Genomic DNA, 20,931 nt, shown 5'->3' with positions numbered 1-20,931 from the left:
GAATTACCAGCGGGGACACTGGATGACCCATCGCCCGGGACACCGTCGAGAGGAGCCTGACCGTGCAGCGGAAGGCGTATGTAACCGGCACCGCCGCCCTCCTCGCGGCACTGCTGGCCGGCTGCACGAGCGGCTCGGGCGACAAGGGCTCGACGGACGACGCGAACCCGGGCGACGCCGCCACGGCGACGGCGGTGGCGCAGCCCGGCAAGTACCGCACGCTCCCCGAGCCCTGCAGCGCGATCGATCACGACACGCTCGACTCGCTGCTGCCCGGTGTCAAGCAGATCGCCGACCAGGACCAGCAGGACAAGGCGTACCAGGGCGAGGCGACGCTCACGTACGACACGGACCGCAAGGTGGGCTGTCGCTGGAAGGTCGGTTCCACGGACGCGACCGATCATCTCCTGGTCGATTTCGAGCGGGTGGTGTCGTACGACAACTCGGTGAGTGACGACAGTCAGGCGGAGAAGCTCTTCGGGGAGCAGCAGACCGCGGCCGATCTTCCCGCGCCGCAGGTCTCGGCGTCGGACTCGCCGTCGGACTCCCCTTCGGGGTCCGCGTCGGGGTCCGGTTCCGGGTCTCCTTCCGGGTCTCCTTCCGGGTCTCCTTCCGTGTCCTCGTCCGCCTCGGCCGCCGGTGGGGAGTCGACGTCGACGGTGGCGCCGTCGGCGACCGCTTCCCCGAGTGCCTCGCCGTCCGACTCGGCCGATCTCCAGCCCCGTGTTCTCGACGACCTCGGCGACGAGGCGTTCATCGACGACCAGCTGACGAGCTCCGGTTCGACGGCGGAACAGCGGACGGTGACTGTGGTGTTCCGCACGTCCAACGTGATCGTGACCATCGAGTACGCGGAGCAGCCGACGGCGATCGGTGTCGCCCCGGACAGCAAGGAAATGCAGGACAGGGCCCGTAATCTGGCCGCCGAACTGGATGACGTGCTGAACGGCTAGGGGTGCCGCGAAGGCCCTGGGGGGCCGTACGCAAAGCCCGTGAAGGGAAGCCGCACAGCTCGCTCAACGCGTACCGTGACCCATCGGACCCGATCCGACCGCAGGAAACACGAGCGTCATGAGTGAAGGAACCATGCAGCGAGCAGCCCAGCGAGACGACCAGCGTGCCCAGCGAGTCCAGCTCCTCCCCCGCCTCCTTGTCTGCGCGGCGGCGGTCCCCGTGATGCTGGTGGCGGCCGGCTGTTCGTCGGACTCCGGGTCCGACGAGGGTGCGAAGGGGTCGCAGCAGACCGCCGCGGCCGGTGCGGACGCCGGCAGTGCCTCCGCGAGTGCCTCTCCGACCGTGCAGGCGGCCGCGTACGCGAAGTTGCCCGAGCCGTGTGCGGTGTTGTCGAAGAAGACTCTGGGCGAAATGGTGCCCGAGGGTGCGAAGTCGGGCAAGGAGGGCACGTCGAGCGACACTTCGTCCCGGTCCAGCTGCTCCTGGAGCAGCCTCGACAACAACGGGGTGAAGGGCTCACAGTTCCGCTGGCTCAACGTCTCGTTGCTCCGCTTCGACTCGGACGCCGGCCGCGGTACGGGTGAGAAGCAGGCGCAGGCGTACTACGCGGACCAGGTCAAGGCCGCGCAGTCGGTGTCGGGTGCGAAGAACTCCAAGACGGAGCCGGTCGCCGGTACGGGCAACGAGGCGTCGGTGGTGCACTACGACCTGAAGAAGAAGGAAGGCAGCTTCAAGCAGCAGACCGTGGTCGCCCGGGTGGAGAACGTCGTCGTCACCCTCGACTACAACGGTGCGGGTCTGGCGGGTGAGAAGACTCCGGACGCGAGCGGTCTGACGAAGGCGGCCGAGAAGGCGGCCAAGGAGGCGGTGGCCGCCGTGCCGAAGGCCAACGGCCAGGGTTCGGGCGGCAGTTCGGACACGGGCTCGGGTGCGGGCTCCGGCGGGGCGAGCTCCTCGCCGTCGAAGTCGGCCTCCAAGTCGGCGTCCCCGTCGTCGTCGGCTTCGCCTTCCAAGAAGGCGTCCGCGAGTGCCTCCCCGTCGAAGTCGTCGGTCTCGAAGGGCTGACCGGCACCACGTTTGCCGTACAGGTGTGCCACCCTATGCGCGCAACAACACGCACTGGGAGGGGAGTGACGAGTGGCCGCGCCACTGCAGCTGACTCGGATGCACCGCATTCTCATCGGTGTGGTCGTGACCGGCGCGGTGATCATCGCCGGCATCGGCTTCGCCGGTTCGTACGCGGCCGTCCGTGAGTTGGCCATCAAGAAGGGCTTCGGGAATTTCTCCTACGTCTTCCCGATCGGCATCGACGCGGGCATCTGTGTCCTGCTGGCCCTGGATCTGCTGCTGACGTGGATCCGGATCCCCTTCCCGTTGCTGCGTCAGACGGCGTGGCTGCTGACGGCGGCGACGATCGCCTTCAACGGTGCCGCGGCCTGGCCGGACCCGCTGGGTGTGGGCATGCACGCGGTGATCCCGGTGCTGTTCGTGGTCGCGGTCGAGGCGGCCCGGCACGCGATCGGCCGGATCGCCGACATCACGGCCGACAAGCACATGGAGGGCGTGCGTCTGACGCGCTGGCTGCTCTCCCCGGTGCCGACCTTCCTGCTGTGGCGTCGTATGAAGCTGTGGGAGCTGCGCTCCTACGACCAGGTGATCAAGCTGGAGCAGGAACGTCTCGTCTACCAGGCGCGGCTGCGTTCCCGGTTCGGCCGGGCGTGGCGGCGGAAGGCTCCGGTGGAGTCGCTCATGCCGCTGCGGCTCGCCCGGTACGGGGTGCCGCTGGCGGAGACGGCTCCGGAGGGTCTGGCGGCGGCGGGCATCGAGCCGCCGGTGCTGCCCGCGGCGCGTGCGGTGGAGGTCTCCGTACCCCCGCGGGCCGTCGAGGCGGCGCCGGCACCCACGCCCGCCCCCGCGCCCGCTGCCGTACCTCGGCAGACGGCGCCTGCCGAGGAGCAGCACCGGCCCGAGCCGGCGGAGGACCAGAGTCCCTGGTTCAACGTTCCCCAGCAGGTCGAGTACCAGGGCGGCTACGACCCCACGTACGACCCGGCGGAGCAGTACGCCACGTGGTACGCGGAGCAGCAGCAGGCCGAGCAGTACCAGCAGCAGCAGCTTCAGCAGTTGCAGCAGCTCCAGTACGAGGAGCCCTCTGCGGAGGAGACCGGCAGCTTTCCCATTCCGGTGAGCCCCGGCCGCACCCGTGAGCTCGGGGAGGGCGGCGGGTCTCCGGAGCCGGACGAGGACGCGTACTACCAGGTGTTCAAGCAGTCGATCAACGGCAGCTACCCGACGCCGCGTGAGTTCGGCGAGAACGTCGAGGCCGAGTTCAGCATCGGCCTCGCGCCGGATGACGCCAAGCGCATGGTCAACCGCTTCACGAACCGCTACAACGCGGAGCTGGAAGAGGACCACATCGCCTAGAGCCGGTGGATCCGCCGAGCGGAACATGCGGAAGGCGCCCGGTGCTGGAGAGCACCGGGCGCCTTTCGCTTGGCCGTACGGCCTTACTCCCCGAGCAGGGCCCGCACCCGCTCCTGGCCCACCGCGAGCAGCAGCGTGGGCAGCCGCGGGCCGGTGTCGCGGCCGACGAGCAGGTGGTAGAGCAGGGCGAAGAACGTCCGCTGGGCGGTCTTGATCTCCGGCGGCAGCTCCTTGGGCGTGGCGTCGGCGGAGAACCCGGCCTGCACCTTGGGCACGCCGTAGACGAGGTGGGTCAGTCCGTCGAGCGACCAGTGGTCGGCGAGCCCGTCGAGCAGCAGCCGGATCGACTGCTGGGAGGGCTCGTCGAGGGACTTCAGCAGCTCGGCGTCGGGTTCGTCGCGGACGATGGTGCGCTGGTCGGCCGGGACGTGGGTGTTGATCCAGGCCTCGGCCTTGTCGTAGCGGGGCCGGGCCTCGTCCAGGGTGCTGAGCGGGTTGGCCGGGTCGAGCTCGGACAGGATGCGCAGGGCCTGGTCCTGGTGGCCGGCGGTGATGTCGGCGACGGAGGCGAGGGTGCGGTAGGGCAGCGGGCGCGGGGTCCTGGGCAGCTCACCGGTGGCGGTGCCCGTGGCCCGGGTGTACGCGGCGACGTCGCCCGGCAGGGCGGAGCCGTCGGCCACCTTGCCGGCGAGCTTGTCCCACTCGTCGTACAGCCGCTGGATCTCCTGGTCGAAGGCGATCTTGAAGGACTGGTTGGGCCGGCGCCGGGCGTACAGCCAGCGCAGCAGCTGCGGCTCCATGATCTGGAGCGCGTCGGCCGGGGTGGGCACACCACCGCGCGACGAGGACATCTTCGCCATGCCGCTGATGCCGACGAAGGCGTACATCGGGCCGATGGGCTGCTTGCCGCCGAAGATCCCGACGATCTGCCCGCCGACCTGGAAGGAGGACCCCGGCGAGGAGTGGTCGACGCCGGAGGGCTCGAAGACGACCCCCTCGTACGCCCAGCGCATCGGCCAGTCGACCTTCCAGACCAGCTTGCCGCGGTTGAACTCGCTGAGCCGGACGGTCTCGGTGAAGCCGCACTCGTTGCAGGTGTACGACAGCTCGGTGGTGTCGTCGTCGTACGAGGTGACCGTCGTCAGGTCCTTGCCGCAGCCGCCGCAGTACGGCTTGTACGGGAAGTACCCGGCGGAGCTGCTGCCGTCGTCCTCGGCCGCGGCGCCCGAACCCTCCTCGGCCTCCAGCTCGGCCTCGTCGACGGGCTTCTGCTGCTGCTTCTTGGCGGCGGGCTTGGCCTTGGTGCGGTACTGGGCGAGGATCGCGTCGATGTCGCCGCGGTGCTTCATGGCGTGCAGGACCTGGTCGCGGTACACGCCGGAGGTGTACTGCTCGGTCTGGCTGATCCCGTCGAACTCGACGCCCAGCTCGGCCAGCGACTCGGTCATGGCCGCCTTGAAGTGCTCGGCCCAGTTCGGGTACGCGGAGCCCTCGGGGGCGGGGACGGCGGTCAGCGGCTTGCCGATGTGCTGCTGGTAGGCCTCCTCGTCGACCCCGGGGATGCCCTTGGGCACCTTGCGGTAGCGGTCGTAGTCGTCCCAGGAGATCAGGTGCCGGACCTGGTACCCGCGGCGGCGGATCTCGTCGGCGACCAGGTGCGGGGTCATGACCTCGCGGAGGTTGCCGAGGTGGATCGGACCCGAGGGGGAGAGCCCGGACGCGACGACAACCCGTTTGCCGGGGGCTCGACGCTCCGACTCCTCGATGACCTCATCCGCGAAACGGGAGACCCAGTCGGTGGTCTCGGTGCTCTGAGCCACGATCGGCACGTCCTTCTTTCTGAACGGGGTGACACCCCATTCTCACAGACCCGCTCGCGCCCGGGAAAACGGCTTTACCCACCGTGGGATACTGGCTGGGTCTATCCATTCCCACGAGGAGAACGGCACCCATTCCTATGGCCTCGGTCACGTCCCTCAGCGACTCCGTCCAGCAGCAGCTCGCGTCCGCCCTCTCGGCCACCCTGCCGGAGGCCGCCGGCGCGGACCCGCTGCTGCGACGAAGCGACCGGGCCGACTTCCAGGCCAACGGGATCCTGGCGCTCGCCAAGAAGGCGAAGGCGAACCCGCGGGAGCTGGCGACGCAGGTCGTGGCGCGGGTGGAGTCCGGTGACGTGATCAAGGACATCGAGGTCTCCGGGCCCGGCTTCCTGAACATCACGATCGCCGACAAGGCGATCACGGAGAACCTGGCAGCGCGGTACGCCGACGAGTCCGGCCGCCTCGGCGTGCCGCACGCCGCGAACCCGGGCACCACGGTCATCGACTACGCCCAGCCGAACGTGGCGAAGGAGATGCACGTCGGGCACCTGCGGTCGGCGGTGATCGGCGACGCGGTGGTCCAGCTCCTGGAGTTCACCGGCGAGAGCGTGGTCCGCCGCCACCACATCGGCGACTGGGGCACCCAGTTCGGCATGCTCATCCAGTACCTGGACGAGCACCCGCACGAGCTGGACCACAAGCAGGACCAGGTCAGCGGTGACGAGGCGATGTCCAACCTCGACCGCCTGTACAAGGCGGCGCGGAAGCTGTTCGACTCGGACGAGGAGTTCAAGACGCGGGCCCGCCGCCGGGTCGTGGACCTCCAGGCCGGCGAGCCGCACACCCTCGCCATGTGGCAGAAGTTCGTGGACGAGTCGAAGATCTACTTCTTCTCCGTCTTCGAGAAGCTGGACATGGAGATCCGGGACCCCGACATCGTCGGCGAGTCCGGGTACAACGACATGCTCGCCGAGACCTGCCGCCTCCTGGAGGAGTCCGGCGTCGCCGTCCGCTCCGAGGGCGCCCTCTGCGTCTTCTTCGAGGACATCAAGGGCCCGGACGGCAACCCGGTCCCGCTGATCGTGCAGAAGTCCGACGGCGGCTACGGCTACGCGGCCACCGACCTCTCCGCGATCCGCGACCGCGTCTTCAACCTGAAGGCGGACACGCTGCTGTACGTGGTGGACGCACGGCAGTCCCTGCACTTCAAGATGGTCTTCGAGACCGCGCGCCGGGCGGGCTGGCTGGGCGAGGACGTCACGGCGCACCAGCTGGCCTTCGGCACGGTCCTCGGCAAGGACGGCAAGCCGTTCAAGACGCGTGCGGGCGAGACGGTCAAGCTCCAGGACCTCCTCGACGAGGCCGTCGACCGGGCCACGGCGGTGGTCCGGGAGAAGGCCGAGAAGGTGGGCCTGACCGAGCAGGAGATCACCGAGAACGGCCGGTACGTGGGCATCGGCGCCGTGAAGTACGCGGACCTGTCCACCTCGGCGGTACGGGACTACAAGTTCGACCTGGACCAGATGGTCTCGCTGAACGGCGACACGTCCGTGTACCTCCAGTACGCGTACGCCCGTATCCAGTCGATCCTCCGCAAGGCGGGCGAGGCGCGCCCGGCGGCCCACCCGGAGCTGGCGCTGGCCCCGGCCGAGCGGGCCCTCGGTCTGCACCTGGACCAGTTCGCCGAGACGGTGCTGGAGGTCGCGGCGTCGTACGAGCCGCACAAGCTGGCCGCGTACCTGTACCAGCTGGCGACGCTGCTCACGTCGTTCTACGACCAGTGCCCGGTCCTGAAGGCGGAGACGCCGGAGCAGGTGGAGAACCGCCTGTTCCTGGTCGACGTGACGGCCCGCACGCTGCACCGGGGCATGGGGCTGCTGGGGATCAGGACGCCTGAGCGGCTCTGATCATCCGCGTCGGCGCTGCTCGTCCAAGTCCTTTTCCTTGATGAGGTCTTCGAGCGCGCCGATGCTGACGCGGGCCAGATGTCGTTCAGTCACCAGTGCGGCGACACGTTGGTCGACCTGCGCGCAGTCGTAGCCCCGGCTTACGAGTTCGAAACTCTCCGGACGGGGGGCGCCCCGGATCTGGCGTGCGAACAACTGGCGCTCGGCCCGGCGGTATGCGTCGGCGATGAGGCCCTGGGCCGACGCGCCCAGCCACGCGCCGCCGGCTTTCTGCACCACGTGCCGTTCCAGCTCGGCCACGCGGGCAAGGGCGCTGTCCCGATCGGACACGAGCTTGGCGAGGCGCTCGTCCACTTGATCGCGGTGGTAGCCCCGCCGGGCGAGCTCGAAGCCGGGGAACTCGGGCCGCACGAAGTCCGGCACCGTGAAGTCGGCGATGCTCGGCCCAGGCCGCGTGCTCGCCGCTCTCCCAAGGGCCGGTGCCGACCGGGCGGTCAACGCCTCGGCGACCGCGTCGGCGCGCAGCCGGCCGGCCTCGGCCGCCGCCTCCTTGCGCACCCGCTCGGCCTCGTCGGCGGCTGCCCTGGTGATGGCCGCGGCCTTCTCGGCCGCCTTGTCGAGGGTGCCCTGGGCAAGGCGGTCGACTTCGGCGAACCGCGTCTCGATCTCCGTGGCCGCCTCGTCCAGCAACCGCTCGGCTTCCGCACGGGCCCTGCGGAGCATTTTCGCGGCCTCCGCCTCCGCTTCCGCCCGCCGGGCCGCGTTCTGCGCCTCCGTCCGCTGTCGCAGCTCCCAGGCCTTGCCCAGGATCCGCCCGGCGAGGGAGTCGGCGCGCGAGAGCTGGGCGGTCTCCAGGACGGTGCCGCCGGAGAGCGCCACGGACTCCTCCAACAGGAGCGTGCTCAGGGCGTCGTGGACGGCGGCGGCGTCGGCCGGGCGGTCCTCGGGACGTTTGGCGAGCAGGCTCAGGATCAGGTCGTTCAAGGGCTCGGGGAGACCCTCGGCCAGGGTGCGCGGCGGGGCCGGGAGGTCGTCCATCTGCATACGGGTGACGGCCCATTGGTTGCCGGCGACGAAGGGCGGACGACCGGTCACCGCGTGGTACAGCAAGCAGCCCAGGGAGTAGAGGTCGGTGCGGTGGTCGATCTCCCGGACGCCCTCGACCTGTTCGGGGGACATGTACTCCGGGGTGCCGAGCTGGGCTCCGGTGGCGGTGAGGTCGTGGACGCTCAGGGTGTCGCCCATGAACTTGGCGATACCGAAGTCGAGGACCTTCGCGGTCCCCTCGGGGGTGAGCAGCACGTTGGCCGGCTTGATGTCCCGGTGGATCACGCCCCGGCTGTGCGCGTCGTCCAGGGCCTCGGCGATCTGCGCGGCCCAGCCCACGGCGAGCGGCCAGGGCGGGATCCCCTCGTTGAGCCTCCTGGCCATCGTGACGCCCCGCACGAGTTCCATCACGAGGAAGAAGGCCTGACGTCCGCCGAGTTGCGCCTCGCCCCAGTCGTGGACGGTCACGATGTTCCGGTGGGACAGCCGCCCCGCCAGCTGGACCTCGCGCTGGAACCTGGCCTGCGTCGCGGCCTCCCGCGTCGGGACCGTGTAGACGAACTTGACCGCCACGTCGCGCCGCATCCGCTCGTCCTGCGCGACCCAGACCTCGCCGAAGGCACCCGCGCCGAGCAGTTCCCCGATCCGGAACCGCTCAGCCAGCACTCTGCCCTCCACCGGCCACCTCCCCCGCCCCCGGTCCATCCCGGGATGTCCGTACGAATATCACCGCTTCAGTAACCCGCCGAGTCGCCCGAGCTCCCGTACGACCCGCCCGCCAGCCGGCGCAGCCGGCGCGCCTCGTCCTCCAGGCGGCGGGCGACGCCTGCCGTGCCGTCCGCGCCGTTGGCGAGGCCGCTGGCGTTCAGCTGCGCGGCAAGAGACGTGAAGTAGTGGGCCGTGGAGAAGAGCCGGCCCTCAGGGTCGACGGGCGGCACACCGCCCGAGGGGACGGCGTTGGCGTTGCCCAGGACCCGGTTGATCTCCCGTGTGATCTCGTCCCGGGCGTCCTGCGTGAGCGCCACGGCCCGTCCCACCTGGGCGAGGACGGAATGGCAGGAGCGGCCGACCTCCTGCAGCAGCCGGTCGTCCCGGTTCTGGAAGCTGTTGCCCGTCGACACGGTTCCGAAGACGACTCCGCCCTGCACCAGGCGGTCGCCGGCCACGATCGGCTCGTACCGTCGCAGGGGAACCGCCCTGGTGGCACCCAGCGCCGCCCGGAAGCACGGATGGACGTGGAACTCCGTCTCGTGCGGCTGCACCGGAAGATCGTCCTCCCCGGCGAACACCACGTCGTTGCCGCGCCGAACTCCCAGGAAGCCGACCCCGTACAGGACGTCGATGACACCGAAGAGCGTCAGCGCGTCGGCATACGCCGGGAACAGCCCGTGCAGGGACTCGGCCGCCGCCTCGAAACGGCCTCGCAGAGCAGCGCGGGAGACGACGTACCCGTCGTTCTGGAAGAGCGGGAACAGGTGCTTGAGGAACGGGTGGGCGACCAGGTACTCCAGGGAGAGGTCCTTGAGCTTCCACGCGGAGAACTGCCGGGCCGCCTGAAGGACGTCCGCCTCCGTGATCCGGTCCCGGCCATGGATCAGCCAGGCGGTCTCCTGGCAGAGGTTCAGGAACTGGATGGCGTCGCGGGGCCGGGGCAGACAGCGGCGGAAGAGGTAGGCCGGTGTCTCCTCGTTCTCCACGGTCGACGGGAAGATCTCCCGCCACAGCTGCTCGGCGGTCAGGCCCGGACCGACGGAGGCCCGCGCCCGTGCCAGGGCCAGATCCCGCAGCGCGGACTCGGTCCAGACGATCCGCAGCTCGTCCCCGTGGAACTTGTCGCCCTCGCCGAACGACAGCGAGTCGTAGATGTCGGCCCGCAGGAACAACAGGATCCGCACGGACCGCCCGTACAGGCTCGCGGCGTGTTTGGCCGCCAACAGCAGCCCGATCACCATCGAGTTGCTGTCGGGCTCGGCCGACCACACCAACTCCAGCTGGTCCACCATGAGGAGCACGGGCGAGTGCCCGCCGGCGCAGCCGAGTTCGGTGAAGGCCTTCGCCACACCCTGCTCGACGACGTCCAACTGACGTGTGGCCCGGGCACCTTCCGACGGCGCCTGCGTGAGGTCCAGCCCCGCCTTGACGCCGAACGCCTCCAGGGACAGTGAGGTCTGCAGCCCCCTGGCGTTCCGCGCCAGGCGGTCCCCCAGCCGGTCGCCCGACAGCTCACCGTTCTGCTTCAGGAACCTGGCGAGCGCCTTCACCGAGTCGGGCCTGCGGCCGTGCGCGTCCTTGGCGTGCGCCACCAGGTGGCGGGCCGCGTGCACGGCGAACAGGTACCGCCAGATCAACGCCCGCGCCGAGTCACCCGGCAGCCCCTGCAGCTCGAACCGCCGGATCTCCTCGCCCGCGGTCTCGTCCGGGGTGATCAGAACCTTCCCGGCGTGGTCGCCGCCGTCCGCCGTCAACTGCATGCAGATGGCGCTCTTGCCGGCGCCCTTGCGGCCGATGATCAGCATCTTCCGTCCGGCCACCGCGGCGCGGTACGCGGCGTTGGGCAGGAACCCGCCGCGTAACAGCAGCCCGTCGGTCACATCCCGCTCGGCGTCCTCGCGCCCGAAGTGCAGGTGCGCGAGAAGCGGCCCGTCGGCCATCCCGTCCCCCCAGATGTCGCCCGGAAGCCGGGATCCGCAGCACGGATCCCGCTGGTCGACACCGTATCGGCAAGGCCGGGTCCCGCTCAGGCGTACCGCACGGTCCGTGCGCGGACCGGTCGTGCGCGGCCCCGGCGGCGGGCCCGGGCCGGCACTCGCGACGGAGGAGCCTCTCGCGGAAGAGAGGGGGGGCGTTCCCCGCCACGAGGTGACCGGCCTCTGTCAGTGGCTGCCCCTACAGTCACCGGCATGGCGACTCTTCCCAACCCTCTGCCCAAGCTGGCGTCCGACCCGAGCGGGCGTTCCCTGGGCCTCCAACTCCCGCCCGGCAGGCTCATCGACGCGACGATCGACGGGCCGTGGCCGGAGCCCCTGCTGTGGCACGCCGACAAGCAGGCGGGGCCCGGCACCTGGGCGGCGCTCGGTGTGCCCGCCGGCCGGGCGGGACTGCTGCCCGTGCTCGTCGAGACGGACCTCGGCTCCCAGGGCGGGCCGGAGCGCTGGCAGCTGAGCCCTGAGTACGCCTCGTACCCCGGGGACCACGACGCCGAGGAGGTGCTCGCGGAGTACTGGGAGGGCGACGGGGCGGAGGACGACGAGGAGTACGGGCCCGACGAGGAACTCGGCGAGCTGCAGTCGCCGTTCGGGCCCGTCTGGCCCGGCCTGGCGCCCGCGGGTTCGCTGACCGTCGACCCCGGCACCTGCGCCGCCCGGCTCGCCGACACGCTGACCGACGGCTCCGACGCCTGGTTCAAGGATCCGCGGCTCGCCCTCGTACCGGCCCGGCGGTCCGCCGACATTCCCGCCGCGATCGGCTGGTCCGGGCCGGTGAACCACGACAACGACGTGGCACGTCTCTGCGCGGTCCTCCGTTCCTGGGAGGACCGCTTCGGCATACGTGTCGTCGGCCTCGGCTTCGACACCCTGGCCGTCTCCGTGGCCGCCCCGCCCACCACCCTCGTCGACGCGGAGGCACTGGCCGCGGAGCACTTCGCGTTCTGCCCGGACAACGTGACGCAGAGCGGGGTGGGCTCGGTGGGCGCCTACGCCAAGGAGCTGGTCGGCGACTCCGTCTGGTACTTCTGGTGGGACTGACCCGGCCCGGCCGGCCTCACCCGAGGAGGGTCATCCCCTCCGGGGCGATGATGCCGAACTCCTCGTCGAGCAGCCGGCGCGCCTCGGCCTCGTCCGTCACCTCCTTCTCCGTGACCGTGCCGTCGGCCCGAGTCTCGGTCAGGAGACGGCCGGCCAGGAGCAGATGGCTGTCGGCGGTGACGCGCTGCACGTAGAGGCGCTGGGTGAAGGGGGAGCGCGGGTTGGTGCCGATGTGCCAGTTGATGACGTCGAAGTCGGGCTTCTCGAAGGGCTCGAGGGTGAAGGCGTACTGCCCGGCCCAGGCCCCTCCCCCGTAGGCCTGCAGCAGCCACATCTCCAGCGGGCCGTCGTGCGGCACGTGGACGAGGCGGTGGCGGCGCCCCGCGTCGTGGAACTCGACGCCCGTGGTCAGCGGCACGGGCTCCAGCAGCGCCCCGATCGCCCCGAAGCCGACGTCCGCCAGGTACGGCTGCGGGTCGCCGGGCACCTCGACCAGCAGGGCCATGTGGGTGCGCGGGCGGCTCACGATGTCGTCGGCGCCCACGACGACGCGTGCCGTCAGCCGGGTCACCCGGTAGCCCAGCGCCTCCAGGGCGAGCGCGAGGAGGGTGTTGTGCTCGTAGCAGTACCCGCCGCGCCGGCTGTGCAGCAGCTTCGCCACGAGATCGGCGGGCTCCAGGGAGGGCGCCGTACGGCGCAACGCGTCCAGGTTCTCGAACGGGATGCCCCGCATGTGCGCGAGATGCACCCCGCGCAGCGTCTCCACGTCGGCCCGCCGTTTCCCCTCCCAGCCGATCCGCCGGAGGTACGAGTCGAGTTCGAATCCCACTGTGTCGGCCATGCCCTCACAGTAGGCCCGTTCTGGATGGGCCCGTTCTAGATCCGCAATCCCTTCGCCAGCCTGCGCAGCCCCTCCGTGATCTCCTCCGGTGTCTGGGTCACGAAGCAGAGGCGGAGGGTCGAGCGGTCGGGTTCGGCGGTGTGGAAGGGGGCGCCGGGGACGTAGGCCACGTCGTGCCGTACGACGTCGGGGAGCAGGGCCGTGGTGTCGTACGGCTCCGGGAGGCGGGCCCAGAGGAACATGCCGCCCTCGGGGCGGTTCCAGGTGGAGCCGGCGGGGAGCGCGCCCGGCAGGCCCGCGAGCATGGCGTCGCGACGGTCGCGGTACGCGGCGGCGACCCGGGTGACGTGGGCGTCCAGGTCGTTGTCGGCCAGGTAGCGGGCCGCGGCGAGCTGGTTGACCGTCGGCGTGTGCAGGTCGGCCGCCTGCTTGGCGACCGCGCAGGCCCGGCGCAGCTCGGCGGGGGCGCGCAGCCAGCCGAGGCGCAGGCCGGGCGCCATGACCTTGGAGAAGCTGCCGAGCAGGACGGTGCGGTCCTGGCCGCCGGGGTACGTGGCGATCCACGGCACGCGCTCGCCCTCGAAGCGGAGCTCGCCGTAGGGGTCGTCCTCGACGATCCACAGGCCGTGCCGTGCGGCGACGGCGGCGACCGCCGCGCGGCGTACGGCCGGCATGGTGCGGCCGGTGGGGTTCTGGAAGGTGGGGACGGTGTAGAGCAGTTTGGGGCGTTCGCGTGCCACCAGCTGCGCCAGGGCCTCGGGGTCGACACCGTGGGCGTCGGACGGGACGGGCAGGATCCGCGCGCCCGCGAAGCGGAAGGCCTGGAGTGCCGCGAGGTAGCAGGGGTCCTCGACGAGGACGGTGTCGCCGGGTTCGAGGAGGGCGGTGGCGAGCAGGGACAGCGCCTGCTGGGAGCCGGTGGTGACGAGGATGTCGTCGGGGTCCGTGGGCAGGCCGCGCACGGTCGTACGGTCGGCGAGCGCGGTCCGCAGGGCGGGCTCGCCCTCCGTGGTGGAGTACTGCAGGGCGCGGGCGGGCAGTTCGGTGAGCACCGCGCGGTACGCCTCCGCTATCCCCGCCGTGTCGAACAGCTCCGGTGCCGGCAGCCCGCCCGCGAAGTTGATGACCTCGGGGCGGGCGGTGACGGCGAGGATGTCCCGTACGGGAGAGCCGCCGACCGAGCGGGCCCGCGCCGCGAGCGGCGGCACGGGGGCGGAGGTGGGCGCGGGCTCGACGACCGTCATGGCACGGCTCCTTGGGCTGCGGTGACTTCTCGTGCCCGCAGCCTAAAGATGTACGTGCCCTCTACAAGCAGGTTTCCGGGATGCGGACGCGGCGGCCCGTTCGGGCCCGGTCACCGCCGGCCGGTGCTCAGCGCAGCTTCCGCGCGGCCTCGGTCGCCCAGTAGGTGAGGATGTTGCGCGCGCCGGCCCGCTTGATGCCGGTCAGCGTCTCCAGGATCGCCCGGTCGCGGTCGAGCCAGCCCTTCTCGGCGGCGGCCTCGATCATCGAGTACTCGCCGGAGATCTGGTAGGCGGCGACGGGCACGTCCACGGCGTCCGCGACACGGGCCAGGACGTCGAGGTAGGGGCCGGCGGGCTTGACCATCACCATGTCGGCGCCCTCCTCCAGGTCCAGCTCCAGCTCCCGCAGGGACTCGCGCCAGTTGGCGGGGTCCTGCTGGTAGGTCTTGCGGTCGCCCTGGAGGGAGGAGGCGACGGCCTCGCGGAAGGGCCCGTAGAAGGCGGAGGAGTACTTGGCGGTGTAGGCGAGGATCGCGACGTCCTCCCGGCCGATCTGGTCGAGCGCGTCGCGGACGACGCCGATCTGGCCGTCCATCATGCCGCTGGGCCCTACGACATGGGCGCCCGCGTCGGCCTGCACCTGGGCCATCTCGGCGTACCGCTCCAGCGTCGCGTCGTTGTCGACGCGGCCCTCGGCGTCCAGCACCCCGCAGTGGCCGTGGTCGGTCGTCTCGTCGAGACACAGGTCGGACATGACGAGCAGGTCGTCCCCGACCTCGGCGCGCACATCACGGATCGCGACCTGGAGGATGCCGTCGGGGTCGGTGCCCGGGGTTCCGAGGGCGTCCTTCTTCGACTCCTCCGGCACCCCGAACAGCATGATCCCGGAAACGCCGGCCTCGACCGCCTCCAGCGCGGCCTTCTTCAGGCTGTCGCGGGTGTGCTGTACGACACCGGGCATGGCGGCGATCGGCACGGGCTCGCTCACGCCTTCCCGGACGAACGCCGGGAGGATGAAGTCGGCGGGGTGCAGCCGCGTCTCGGCGACCATCCGCCGCATGACGGGCGACGTCCGCAGCCGCCGGGGACGCGTACCGGGGAAGGATCCGTACTTCGTCATGCCCCCTACGCTACGCCCGCCCGGCCCCCGCCTTTGCCGACGCGCTGTCGGCCCAAGAAGGGCGTAGCGGAACCCCGATACGAAGTTCTTGCGCGCTCCTGGCCGTCCCTGGAACCACCCGACTCCGCCGCAGTGGACGAGCTCCGCACCCACGCAGCGGATCTCGCGGCGGCCCGCCCGACCACGGTCGCGGCCTGAGACCATCGGACCCATGGGCAAGCACTCCCGACCGGGACCGCCGAACCAGCCGTCCCGCGCGATCCCGAGCCTGGGCGAGGACGCCCGTCTCGCCGCGTACAACAAGCGGCGCCGCCCCCCGCTCGACGTCCACCGCCGGCACCGGCCGCTGCACGGCGGTGGCGGGCACCTCCGCCCCGAGGAGCCGCGGGCCCTGGAGGAGTGGAACGGATTCTCGTACTTTCTGCCGTACGCCTCCGGGCGCTGACGCGCCCCAACACCCCACGCGAAACGCGCGATGGCGGGACGTGCCCCTCGGCACGTCCCGCCACCCGCTCACGCTCACGGCGTCACGTAGTCGACCGACGCCTCCGCGCCCCAGGACGCCGCTCGCTCGGCCGAGTCACCGGGTCCCCCGCTGCCAGCGCGGCAGCCCGGCGTTTGGTGCCGAAGTCCGCCAGGGCCTCCGCCAGCTTCAGCACGGACGGCTCGGGGGCCATCACGTCGACGCGCAGGCCGTGTTCCTCGGCCGTCTTGGCGGTGGCCGGGCCGATGCAGGCGATCACCGTGACGTTGTGCGGCTTGCCGGCGATGCCGACCAGGTTCCGGACCGTGGACGAGGACGTGAAGAGGACCGCGTCGAAGCCGCCGCCCTTGATCGCCTCGCGGGTCTCCGCCGGGGGCGGCGAGGCGCGGACCGTGCGGTAGGCCGTGACGTCGTCGACCTCCCAGCCGAGCTCGATCAGGCCGGCGACCAGGGTCTCCGTGGCGATGTCGGCGCGGGGCAGGAAGACGCGGTCGATCGGGTCGAAGACCGGGTCGTAGGGGGGCCAGTCCTCCAGGAGGCCGGCCGCCGACTGCTCGCCGCTCGGGACCAGGTCCGGCTTCACGCCGAAGGCGATCAGGGCCTTGGCCGTCTGCTCGCCCACCGCGGCCACCTTGATGCCCGCGAAAGCCCGAGCATCGAGGCCGTACTCCTCGAACTTCTCGCGGACCGCCTTCACCGCGTTGACCGAGGTGAACGCGATCCACTCGTAGCGGCCCGTCACCAGGCCCTTGACCGCTCGCTCCATCTGCTGGGGCGTGCGCGGCGGTTCCACGGCGATCGTCGGGACCTCGTGCGGGACGGCGCCGTAGGACCGCAGCTGGTCGGAGAGCGACACCGCCTGCTCCTTGGTGCGCGGTACGAGGACCCGCCAGCCGAACAGCGGCTTGGACTCGAACCACGACAGCTGGTCCCGCTGGGCGGCGGCGGAACGCTCACCGACCACGGCTATCACCGGCCGGCCGCCCTCGGGCGAGGGCAGCACCTTGGCCTGCTTCAGCGTCTGCGCGATCGTGCCGAGCGTGGCGGTCCAGGTGCGCTGGCGGGTCGTCGTACCGGCGACGGTGACCGTCAGCGGGGTGTCCGGCTTGCGGCCGGCGGCGACCAGTTCACCCGCGGCGGCGGCCACGGAGTCCAGCGTCGTGGAGACGACGACCGTGCCGTCGGAGGCGCCGACCTCGGTCCAGCAGCGGTCGGATGCCGTACGGGCGTCCACGAAACGGACGTCCGCGCCCTGCGCGTCCCGCAGCGGCACACCGGCGTACGCGGGCACGCCGACGGCGGTCGCGATGCCGGGGACGACCTCGAAGGGCACCCCCGCGGCGGCGCAGGCGAGCATCTCCTCGGCGGCGTACGCGTCGAGTCCGGGGTCCCCGGACACCGCACGGACGACCCGCCTGCCGCCCCGCGCGGCCTCCATGACAAGATGAGAGGCATCCCGCGAGGACGGGACGGCAGCGGTTGTTGACGTGCCGTCAACTACCGTCAGCTGGGGCGTGCCTGTGCCCGGATACGGGTCCCCGGAAGGATCCGTGTCCGTACGTAGGACGGAGACGTTTTGCCTGGCGTGTACGCGGATCACGTCGAGCACATCGTGCTCGGCGACCAGGACGTCCGCGCTCGCCAGCGCCTCGACGGCGCGCAGAGTCAGCAGTCCCGGATCCCCGGGTCCGGCACCCAGGAAGGTGACGTGCCCGTGTTCAAGGCCGGCGGGAAGGGTGGTGGGGCTCAATGTGCTCGCTCCCCCATCAGACCGGCCGCGCCCTGGGCAAGCATCTCGGCGGCGAGTTCGCGACCGAGCGCCATCGCCTGGCCGTGTGTCTCGGGCACGGGACCGGTGGTGGACAACTGCACCATGCGCGTGCCGTCGGTCGTACCGGCGACGCCGCGCAGGCGCATTTCCTTGACAATCTGCCCGTCGGCCAGCAGGTCGGCCAGCGCGCCCACAGGTGCGCTGCAACCGGCCTCCAGGGCGGCGAGCAGTGACCGTTCGGCGGTCACTGCGACCCGGGTGAACGGGTCGTCGAGTCCGCCGAGAGCGGCGATCAGCTCCGCGTCGTGCGCGGCGCACTCGATCGCCAGTGCCCCCTGGCCGGGGGCCGGCAGAACCGTGTCGACCGACAGGAAGTCGGTCACCTCGTCGATCCGGCCTATTCGGCTCAGGCCGGCGGCGGCGAGGACGACGGCGTCGAGTTCGCCGTCATGGACGTATCCGATCCTCGTGTCCACGTTGCCGCGGATGGGGACGGTCTCGATGTCCAGCCCGTGGGTGCGCGCGTACGCGTTCAGCTGCGCCATGCGGCGCGGCGAACCCGTGCCGATCCGGGCGCCCCGGGGCAGGTCGGTGAACTTCAGTGCGTCCCGGGCGACGATCACGTCGCGCGGGTCCTCGCGGACGGGAACGGCGGCCAGCGCCAGTTCCTCGGGCTGCGTGGTGGGCAGGTCCTTCAGCGAGTGCACCGCGACGTCGACCTCGCCCCTGAGCAGCGCGTCGCGCAGCGCGGTGACGAAGACGCCGGTGCCGCCGATCTGCGCGAGGTGCTCGCGGGAGACGTCGCCGTACGTGGTGATCTCGACGAGCTCGACCGGCCGTCCGGTCAGTCGGCGCACGGCGTCCGCCACCTGCCCGGACTGGGCCATGGCGAGCTTGCTCCGCCTGGTCCCCAGCCTCAGTGCCCTGGTACTCATGCTGGCCCTCGGTTCCTGGCCTCGTTCTCGGTGCTGTCCCCGGCCCGGGAGACGGCGGCCACCGTCTCGGGGTCGAGGTCGAACAGGGTGCGCAGCGCGTCCGCGTACCCGGCGCCGCCTGGCTCGGCCGCGAGCTGCTTGACCCTGACGGTCGGCGCGTGCAGCAGCTTGTCGACGACGCGGTGCACGGCCTGGCGGATCTCGCCGCGCTGGCGGTCGTCCAGGTCGGGCAGCCGCCCGTCGAGCCGGGCGATCTCGCCGGCGACGACATCGGCGGCCATCGTACGCAGGGCGACCACGGTCGGCGTGATGTGCGCGGCCCGCTGGGCGGCGCCGAAGGCGTTGACCTCGTCGGAGACGATCCGGCGGACCTGGTCGACGTCGGCGGCCATCGGTGCGTCGGCCGAGGCCTCGGCCAGCGACTCGATGTCGACCAGCCGCACCCCGGCCAGACGGTGCACGGCCGCGTCGACGTCGCGGGGCATGGCCAGGTCGAGGAGGAAGAGGACGGGGGCCGGGCGCGATGTCCCGGTCACCGGCTCGGGCCGGCGACGCTCGGGGATACGGCCGACGGTGGCGGCGGTCGCGGCGAGCGCGGTGATCAGCTCGGCGTCGGCCTCGGGGGTGCGGCGGGCGGCGTCCCGGCGGTCGACGGTGCCGTTGTCCACCCAGGCGCCGTGCTGCTCCAGCGTCGCCGCGTCGATGCCGGCCACGGCGGCCTCGCCCATCACGGAGAAGCCGGTGGCGCCCTGCACGGCGGACAGGTCGAGGGGGCAGCCGTCGTCGGTGCCGATGCTGGTGGGCGGCAGCGGGGCGGGACGTACACCGGTCCGGGCGGGCGTACCGCCGTCACCGTCGGCCGCCGCCGTGGGCTCGCCGGTGCGGCCCTCGACCGCGCCCGCGATGGCGGCGGCCGTCAGGACCAGGCCCGTCGCGCCGGTACAGGAGACGGCGATGTCGGCACGTGTCAGCTCCGGCGCGACGGCGTCCATCGACACCGCGCGGGCCCGTACGTCGGTCTCGGCGGCCTCGCCGAGTATCTGTGCCAGGCGCTCGGCGCGGTCCTGGGTGCGGTTGGCGATGACGACCTCGGCGACCCCGGCACGCGCGAGCGTGGCCGCGGCCAGGGAGGACATCGAGCCGGCGCCGATGACCAGGGCCTTCTTGCCCTTGGCCCAGGCCTGCACGTCCGTGCCCGCGGCCAGCTGCTCCAGGCCGAAGGTGACCAGGGACTGGCCGGCGCGGTCGATGCCGGTCTCGGAGTGGGCACGCTTGCCGACCCTGAGGGCCTGCTGGAACAGGTCGTTGAGCAGGCGTCCGGCGGTGTGCAGCTCCTGCGCCCTGGCCAGGGAGTCCTTGATCTGGCCGAGGATCTGGCCCTCGCCGACGACCATCGAGTCCAGCCCGCAGGCCACCGAGAAGAGGTGGTGGACGGCCCGGTCCTCGTAGTGGACGTAGAGATAAGGAGTGAGCTCCTCCAGGCCGACGCCGCTGTGCCGGGCGAGCAGCGTGGACAGCTCGGCGACACCGGCGTGGAACTTGTCCACGTCGGCGTACAGCTCGATGCGGTTGCAGGTGGCGAGCACCGCGGCCTCGGTGGCCGGTTCTGCGGCGACCGTGTCCTGCACCAGCTTGAGCTGGGCGTCCGCGGTGAGCGCGGCGCGTTCCAGGACGCTGACCGGGGCGCTGCGGTGGCTCAGGCCCACGACGAGGAGACTCATGCCGGCATCACGGCGGGCACGTCCCCGTCGGGTCCCTGGTCGGCGGACTTCTCGCGGGTGGCGGCGGGCAGCGCGCCGTCACCGGCGGCGGTCTCCTCGCCGGCCTTGCGCTGCTCGTGGAAGGCGAGGATCTGGAGCTCGATGGAGAGGTCGACCTTGCGCACGTCGACGCCGTCGGGGACGGACAGGACGGTCGGCGCGAAGTTCAGGATGGAGGTGACGCCGGCGGCGACCAGGCGGTCGCAGACCTGCTGGGCGGCGCCCGCGGGGGTGGCGATCACGCCGATGGAGACGCCGTTGTCCTCGATGATCTTCTCGAGGTCGTCGGTGTGCTGCACGGGGATGCCCGCGACGGGCTTGCCGGCCATCGCCGGGTCGGCGTCGATGAGCGCGGCGACGCGGAAGCCACGGGAGGCGAACCCGCCGTAGTTGGCGAGGGCGGCGCCGAGGTTGCCGATACCGACGATGACGACCGGCCAGTCCTGGGTCAGACCGAGCTCGCGGGAGATCTGGTAGACGAGGTACTCGACGTCGTAGCCGACACCGCGCGTTCCGTAGGAGCCCAGGTAGGAGAAGTCCTTGCGCAGCTTCGCGGAGTTGACTCCCGCGGCGGCGGCCAGTTCCTCCGAGGAGACCGTGGGTACCGAGCGCTCCGACAGTGCGGTCAGGGCTCGGAGGTACAGCGGAAGCCTGGCGACGGTGGCCTCGGGAATCCCTCGGCTGCGGGTCGCCGGTCGGTGAGTTCGGCCAGTTGCCACGGTGCTCCTGCGGGTAGAGCGGGGCTGCGGGCGGTCACACGTTCCCGGACCGCCCCGTCGAATGCAGGCTATGTCTTTGTGAACGCGTGCACAAAGATGGTGTCCGATTTGCCCGCCCAACGTGACCGGGCTCACGCGCCTCGGTGGTGGTGCCACCGG

The 20,931-nt window shown here is 71.5% G+C and carries 16 protein-coding genes; 6 read left to right on the top strand and 10 right to left on the bottom strand.

Translation table 11 applies throughout. The features are described 5' to 3' along the window. Nucleotides 1-62 precede the first annotated feature (62 nt). The 3 genes from ACFY01_RS38000 (at nt 63) to ACFY01_RS37990 (ending at nt 3,378) form a co-directional block, all read left to right on the top strand. Entirely contained in the window at nt 63-953 is an 891-nt protein-coding gene (locus ACFY01_RS38000; RefSeq protein ID WP_390740345.1) for a DUF3558 domain-containing protein, read from the top strand. 118 nt (nt 954-1,071) lie between these two features. Next, complete coding sequence (locus ACFY01_RS37995; protein WP_390740344.1) at nt 1,072-2,019, top strand: DUF3558 domain-containing protein; 948 nt, start codon at nt 1,072-1,074, stop codon at nt 2,017-2,019. Nucleotides 2,020-2,118: 99 nt separating this feature from the next. Then, a complete protein-coding gene (locus ACFY01_RS37990; RefSeq protein ID WP_390740343.1) occupies nt 2,119-3,378 on the top strand; it encodes a DUF2637 domain-containing protein in 1,260 nt (419 codons plus the stop codon). A gap of 83 nt (nt 3,379-3,461) precedes the next feature. On the opposite strand, the gene lysS is transcribed toward ACFY01_RS37990, so the two are convergent. Continuing rightward, nucleotides 3,462-5,207 carry a lysine--tRNA ligase gene (gene lysS / locus ACFY01_RS37985; RefSeq protein WP_390740342.1) on the bottom strand — a complete coding sequence of 582 codons (1,746 nt, stop codon included), beginning with the start codon at nt 5,205-5,207 and terminating at the stop codon, nt 3,462-3,464. Between the two features lie 128 nt (nt 5,208-5,335). Between lysS and argS the strand changes: the two genes are divergently transcribed. Continuing rightward, entirely contained in the window at nt 5,336-7,105 is a 1,770-nt protein-coding gene (gene argS / locus ACFY01_RS37980) for an arginine--tRNA ligase (RefSeq protein WP_390740341.1), read from the top strand. On the opposite strand, the gene ACFY01_RS37975 is transcribed toward argS, so the two are convergent. Both ACFY01_RS37975 and ACFY01_RS37970 read right to left on the bottom strand, forming a co-directional pair. Further along, nucleotides 7,106-8,830 carry a protein kinase gene (locus ACFY01_RS37975; protein WP_390740340.1) on the bottom strand — a complete coding sequence of 575 codons (1,725 nt, stop codon included), beginning with the start codon at nt 8,828-8,830 and terminating at the stop codon, nt 7,106-7,108. A 56-nt stretch (nt 8,831-8,886) separates the two neighbouring features. Further along, nucleotides 8,887-10,803, bottom strand: coding sequence for a P-loop ATPase, Sll1717 family (locus ACFY01_RS37970; protein WP_390740339.1), 1,917 nt, complete (start codon nt 10,801-10,803; stop codon nt 8,887-8,889). 249 nt (nt 10,804-11,052) lie between these two features. Between ACFY01_RS37970 and ACFY01_RS37965 the strand changes: the two genes are divergently transcribed. Further along, entirely contained in the window at nt 11,053-11,898 is an 846-nt protein-coding gene (locus tag ACFY01_RS37965) for a DUF4253 domain-containing protein (RefSeq protein WP_390740338.1), read from the top strand. Nucleotides 11,899-11,914: 16 nt separating this feature from the next. Here ACFY01_RS37965 and ACFY01_RS37960 read toward each other — a convergent pair whose 3' ends face one another. The 3 genes from ACFY01_RS37960 to hemB all read right to left on the bottom strand — a co-directional run bounded on the left by ACFY01_RS37960 (nt 11,915) and on the right by hemB (nt 15,103). Further along, nucleotides 11,915-12,739, bottom strand: a complete 825-nt coding sequence (locus ACFY01_RS37960; protein ID WP_390740337.1) for an arylamine N-acetyltransferase — start codon at nt 12,737-12,739, stop codon at nt 11,915-11,917. Between the two features lie 35 nt (nt 12,740-12,774). After that, complete coding sequence (locus tag ACFY01_RS37955) at nt 12,775-13,983, bottom strand: PLP-dependent aminotransferase family protein (RefSeq protein ID WP_390740336.1); 1,209 nt, start codon at nt 13,981-13,983, stop codon at nt 12,775-12,777. A 127-nt stretch (nt 13,984-14,110) separates the two neighbouring features. Further along, on the bottom strand, nt 14,111-15,103 hold the full coding sequence (gene hemB, locus ACFY01_RS37950; protein ID WP_390740335.1) for a porphobilinogen synthase: 993 nt from the start codon (nt 15,101-15,103) through the stop codon (nt 14,111-14,113). A gap of 211 nt (nt 15,104-15,314) precedes the next feature. Here hemB and ACFY01_RS37945 point away from each other — a divergent pair, with 211 nt between their 5' ends. Next, nucleotides 15,315-15,548, top strand: a complete 234-nt coding sequence (locus tag ACFY01_RS37945; RefSeq protein WP_390740334.1) for a hypothetical protein — start codon at nt 15,315-15,317, stop codon at nt 15,546-15,548. Nucleotides 15,549-15,630: 82 nt separating this feature from the next. Here ACFY01_RS37945 and ACFY01_RS37940 read toward each other — a convergent pair whose 3' ends face one another. Genes ACFY01_RS37940 through ACFY01_RS37925 form a run of 4 tightly spaced genes read right to left on the bottom strand, consistent with a single transcriptional unit; the run spans nt 15,631 to nt 20,772 of the window. Further along, a complete protein-coding gene (locus tag ACFY01_RS37940) occupies nt 15,631-17,337 on the bottom strand; it encodes a uroporphyrinogen-III synthase (protein WP_390740333.1) in 1,707 nt (568 codons plus the stop codon). Next, nucleotides 17,334-18,293, bottom strand: coding sequence for a hydroxymethylbilane synthase (gene hemC, locus ACFY01_RS37935; RefSeq protein WP_390740332.1), 960 nt, complete (start codon nt 18,291-18,293; stop codon nt 17,334-17,336). Before hemC ends, ACFY01_RS37940 begins: the two co-directional genes overlap by 4 nt. Beyond that, a complete protein-coding gene (locus ACFY01_RS37930) occupies nt 18,290-20,014 on the bottom strand; it encodes a glutamyl-tRNA reductase (protein ID WP_390740331.1) in 1,725 nt (574 codons plus the stop codon). The genes hemC and ACFY01_RS37930 overlap by 4 nt, the downstream gene beginning before the upstream one ends. After that, on the bottom strand, nt 20,011-20,772 hold the full coding sequence (locus ACFY01_RS37925; RefSeq protein ID WP_390740330.1) for a redox-sensing transcriptional repressor Rex: 762 nt from the start codon (nt 20,770-20,772) through the stop codon (nt 20,011-20,013). The genes ACFY01_RS37930 and ACFY01_RS37925 overlap by 4 nt, the downstream gene beginning before the upstream one ends. Nucleotides 20,773-20,931 lie beyond the last annotated feature (159 nt).

Source organism: Streptomyces sp. NPDC001480 (assembly GCF_042894725.1).
GTDB lineage: Bacteria > Actinomycetota > Actinomycetes > Streptomycetales > Streptomycetaceae > Streptomyces.
The sequence above is the reverse complement of the archived record's forward strand: the minus strand, read 5'-3'. Positions and strand labels throughout refer to the sequence as shown.

What these genes read in the sequence shown, in the direction of transcription:
- ACFY01_RS37995 (WP_390740344.1), top strand. Translation starts at nt 1,072, where the DNA reads ATGAGTGAAGGAACCATGCAGCGAGCAGCCCAGCGAGACGACCAGCGT.
- ACFY01_RS37990 (WP_390740343.1), top strand. Translation starts at nt 2,119, where the DNA reads ATGCACCGCATTCTCATCGGTGTGGTCGTGACCGGCGCGGTGATCATC.
- argS (WP_390740341.1), top strand. Translation starts at nt 5,336, where the DNA reads ATGGCCTCGGTCACGTCCCTCAGCGACTCCGTCCAGCAGCAGCTCGCG.
- ACFY01_RS37970 (WP_390740339.1), bottom strand. Translation starts at nt 10,803, where the DNA reads ATGGCCGACGGGCCGCTTCTCGCGCACCTGCACTTCGGGCGCGAGGAC.
- ACFY01_RS37965 (WP_390740338.1), top strand. Translation starts at nt 11,053, where the DNA reads ATGGCGACTCTTCCCAACCCTCTGCCCAAGCTGGCGTCCGACCCGAGC.
- ACFY01_RS37960 (WP_390740337.1), bottom strand. Translation starts at nt 12,739, where the DNA reads ATGGCCGACACAGTGGGATTCGAACTCGACTCGTACCTCCGGCGGATC.
- ACFY01_RS37955 (WP_390740336.1), bottom strand. Translation starts at nt 13,983, where the DNA reads ATGACGGTCGTCGAGCCCGCGCCCACCTCCGCCCCCGTGCCGCCGCTC.
- hemB (WP_390740335.1), bottom strand. Translation starts at nt 15,103, where the DNA reads ATGACGAAGTACGGATCCTTCCCCGGTACGCGTCCCCGGCGGCTGCGG.
- ACFY01_RS37945 (WP_390740334.1), top strand. Translation starts at nt 15,315, where the DNA reads ATGGGCAAGCACTCCCGACCGGGACCGCCGAACCAGCCGTCCCGCGCG.
- hemC (WP_390740332.1), bottom strand. Translation starts at nt 18,293, where the DNA reads ATGAGTACCAGGGCACTGAGGCTGGGGACCAGGCGGAGCAAGCTCGCC.
- ACFY01_RS37930 (WP_390740331.1), bottom strand. Translation starts at nt 20,014, where the DNA reads ATGAGTCTCCTCGTCGTGGGCCTGAGCCACCGCAGCGCCCCGGTCAGC.